4 protein-coding genes are annotated in these 4,254 nt (G+C 36.6%); all 4 read left to right on the forward strand.

The genetic code is table 11. The features are described 5' to 3' along the window. Positions 1-663, forward strand: a 663-nt coding sequence (gene gldF / locus AC1DND_RS21390; RefSeq protein WP_477584651.1) for a gliding motility-associated ABC transporter permease subunit GldF, incomplete at its 5' end; no start/stop codon positions are given. Continuing rightward, positions 663-2,348, forward strand: a complete 1,686-nt coding sequence (gene gldG / locus AC1DND_RS21395; RefSeq protein ID WP_477584652.1) for a gliding motility-associated ABC transporter substrate-binding protein GldG — start codon at positions 663-665, stop codon at positions 2,346-2,348. The genes gldF and gldG, both read left to right, overlap by 1 nt. A 33-nt stretch (positions 2,349-2,381) precedes the next feature. Further along, complete coding sequence (gene dnaN, locus AC1DND_RS21400; RefSeq protein WP_086545224.1) at positions 2,382-3,506, forward strand: DNA polymerase III subunit beta; 1,125 nt, start codon at positions 2,382-2,384, stop codon at positions 3,504-3,506. Between the two features lie 85 nt (positions 3,507-3,591). Beyond that, on the forward strand, positions 3,592-4,254 hold a 663-nt coding region (locus AC1DND_RS21405), incomplete at its 3' end, for a DUF4397 domain-containing protein (protein ID WP_477584653.1).

Genomic DNA, 4,254 nt, shown 5'->3' on the forward strand with positions numbered 1-4,254 from the left:
ATTGGCATTTTTCTATTGGTTTCTGGCCTGTTACTCTGGTTTTTTCCTGATACCTCGGTACTTGATTATGGTTATGCCGAACTTGATGGTTTTTTCAGTTTAGTGCCTTATCTTTTCATGTTTCTTATTCCGGCCATTACCATGCGCTCTTTTGCCGAAGAGCGGAAAGAGGGGACTTATGAGCTTTTAATTACCCGGCCCATCCAAATCTGGCAGATTGTTTTGGCAAAGTATTTAGCAAGTTTGGTTCTGGTACTTTTTGCCCTAATTCCAACAGTAATTTATTACTACAGCATTTCAAAACTGGGTTTTCCTGAAGGAAATATCGATTCAGGATCGGTTATTGGCTCTTATATCGGTTTATTTTTATTGGGTGCTGCCTTTACATCCATAGGTATTTTCTCATCGGCATTGACTAAAAATCAGGTGATTGCTTTTGTAATCAGCGCTGCTTTATGTGCATTCGCTTTTTTAGGTTTTGATTACAGCAGTCAGCTTGCTGCATTTCAAAGTATGGAGCATATTATTAGCAATTTAGGGATTAATCAACATTATACTTCGATAAGCCGTGGTGTTTTAGATACCAGAGATCTAATTTACTTTATTTCATTTTCTGTGCTGTTTTTATTGTTCACCAAATTAATAATGGGAGGAAAACGATAATGAAGCTGAAGAATAAATGGCTTAATGCTATCATCGTTATAGCCGCGTTAATTATTTTAAATATCGTAGGTCAGTACGCTTTTCATCGTTTTGATTTTACTGCCGATAAGCGTTTTACTTTAAGTGATAAAACGAAATCTTTATTGGAGCAAAATAAAAAACCGGTAATCATTACTGTATTTTTAGCGGGAGAGTTACCACCTGCGTTTAAACGTTTGCAGGCTGCGGTGTCAGATATYTTATCTGATTATCAAGCCTATGCTAAAACCGGGGTCAAGGTGGTTTTTGTTGACCCGATAGCGGGTCTTAATCAGGCTGATCAAGATACAGTAATCAATAATTTGTACGAAAGCGGTATAGAAGCAACCAGTTTAAGCGTTAAAACTGAAAGTGGATTAACGCAGAAACTCGTATTTCCGATGGCGATGATGGAAAGCGAAGGAAAGGAATTTCCCATTAAACTCTTTCAAAATTTAGATACCCGCGGAAATTACGAAGACAATATAAACCGCTCTATTGAAAACCTGGAGTATATTTTTACTTCGAGTTTAAAGAAAGTACTTTCTGGTGATAACCCTCGGATTGGTTTTTCAGAATCAAATGGCGAACTATCTGATTTACAATTGGCTGATGCCATTCACACCCTATCTAGCAGTTATCTGGTTGGCCGGATTGATTTAAATAGCATTGATAAAACAGGGCTTGATAAATTGAAAATGTTGATTATCGCCAAACCCAAAAAACCTTTTACAGAAACTGAGAAATACAAAATTAACTATTTCGTAATGAACGGCGGGAGGGTACTTTGGAGTATTGATCAGGTAAGTGCCGAATTGGATAGCTTGCGGGGAAAAAGTGGGCAGATGGCAGTTAACAGTAATTTGAACCTTGATGATATGCTTTTTATGTATGGTGCAAGGATTAATTATAATATTATTGCCGATCCGGCAAACAGTGCCGAGATTCCGGTTTCTACAGGTGTTGTAGGCGGGCAGAACCAGATGCAATTGGTGCCCTGGATTTATTACCCGATTTTATTACCGGATACTGTAGAAAGCGTTGTGAAAAAGCTGGATGGTGTGAAATCTGAATTTCCCAGTACAGTAGATACTATTGGTGTTAAAGGTGTAAAGAAATCATATATTTTAGCTACATCTCCCTATAATAAAGTGTATAATGTGCCGAAATTGTTTAGCTTGCAAATGGTGAGCGAACAGTTAGATCCACGGTCTTTCCAAAGTAAACCACAGCATGTTGGTTTAATGTTAGAAGGTAATTTTCCATCGGTTTTTGCCGGGCGCCCCTTACCAGCTACCATTACGCAACCTTACACCCTGGAAAGTATAAGTAAACCGGCTAAAATGATTGTGATAGGAGATGGCGATATTTTTAAAAACCAGGTATCGGAGCAAAATGGAACTCCTTCTCCACTAGGTTTCGACCGTTATTCGCAGCGTACTTTTGGTAATAAGGCATTATTGCTCAATATTGTTGATTATTTTACGGATAACGACAACTTAATTGCGCTACGAAATAAAGAAGTAAAAATCAGATTGTTGGATAAAGCCAAAATTAAGCTCGAAAAAACGAAATGGCAATTTATAAATGTAGTGGCACCCTTGCTATTGTTAATATTCTTTGCGATTTTTCAACATTATCACCGCAAATACAAGTACGCTAAATAATTTTTATATTTTTGAAGAAGACTAAATAATATCATGAGATTTATTGTATCCACATCAACTCTATTAAAACACTTACAAACCGTAAATGGTGCATCAAGCAGCAGTACGGTTTTGCCTATATTAGAAAATTTTCTCTTCGAAATTAAAGATGGAAACTTAACTATCTCTGCTACCGATCTGCAAACCAGCATGACAACTGCTTTGGCTGTAGAATCAAAGGAAGAAGGTAAAGTAGCTGTTCCATCTAAAATTTTATTAGATACGCTTAAAACATTGCCAGATCAGCCTATCGCATTTAATATCGATGATAGTACTTTTGCGATCGAGATCAGTGCCGGAGATGGTAAGTATAAATTAAGTGGTGAAAATGGTGATGATTTTCCGAAGATTCCAGTAGTGGAAAACGCATCTTCTGTAAACTTACCCGCGTCTGTTTTAACTGAAGCCATTACAAAAACTATTTTTGCGGTAAGTAACGATGAGTTGCGCCCGGCCATGACAGGTGTATTCTGTCAGTTATCCCCTCAGCACATTACCTTTGTAGCTACCGATGCACATAAACTGGTAAGATACCGCCGTATGGATAGCAAGGCAGATAAAGCAACCTCATTTATTCTCCCTAAAAAAGCTTTAACACTTTTGAAGGCTGCTTTACCTTCAACTGATATTAATGTATCAGTTGATTATAATGCAACAAGCGCTTTCTTTAAGTTCGAAAATATCAATTTAGTGTGTCGTTTAATAGACGAGCGTTATCCAGATTATGAGGCGGTAATTCCAACCAATAATCCTAACAAACTAATTATCGACAGAAGTTTGTTTTTAAATACACTTCGTAGGGTTGTAATTTTTGCGAATAAAACGACACATCAGGTAAGACTGAAAATTAGCGGAAGCGAATTAAATATCTCTTCAGAGGATTTAGATTTTGCTAATGAAGCACACGAGCGTTTAAGCTGCCAATATGATGGTGAAGACCTCGAAATAGGCTTTAATGCACGCTTTTTAATCGAAATGTTGAGCAATTTAAGTGGTGATGAAGTTACTTTAGAACTTTCGACACCAAACAGAGCAGGGCTTTTAATTCCACAAACCAATGATGAAAATGAGGATGTTTTAATGTTGGTGATGCCTGTGATGCTAAATAATAGTTATTAAAAAAAAACTAATTTATTAGTTTTATTAACAAAGTGGCTTGGTTTTTGACCGAGCCATTTTTGTTTATAATCAACTCACACAACCAATGAAAATCTATAACAATCTCTCGAAATCACTGATTTTGCTCATCATTTTATGTAGTATAGGCCTATTATCCTGTAAAAAGGACAATCCAGATGAAGTAGTAAAAGGCCAGGCCAAGGTAAAAATGGTCAATGCGTCGCAGGCCGATATACATCAGGATGTTTATTTAGATAATGAAAAACTAACCACTGTTGCTTTAGCCTTTGGCGAAACCAGCGATTATGTAAAAATACCTTCTGGTAATAGAAATGTTTCTTATGCCGGCACAAATAATACAACTACTGATACCTCTTTAAACTTTACGCCATCTATTACTTACACTACTTTTTTGGTTACCAATAAAAAAGGAGAGATGGAAATAGTGAGCTATGAAGATAATTTAAGTAATACAGAGTCAGATAAAGCTAAAATCAAACTAATTAATCTGACGCCAAATTTTGCCACTGGTATAAATGTTATGGTACAAGGCGGTACCCAGTTTGTTAATGGATTGGCTTTTAAAGAAGCATCTAACTATTTTGCCGTAGATACAGGATTTAATTTAAGATATACTGTAGTGGGTTCTGGTAATGTTAAAACCATTCAAAGTACGGCTTTAGAAGGGGGAAAGATATATACCATTTGGTTTAGTGGCACAACGGCAGCAACCTTAGAAGCACATATC

The sequence above is a fragment of the Pedobacter sp. 01N416 genome, assembly GCF_056399685.1.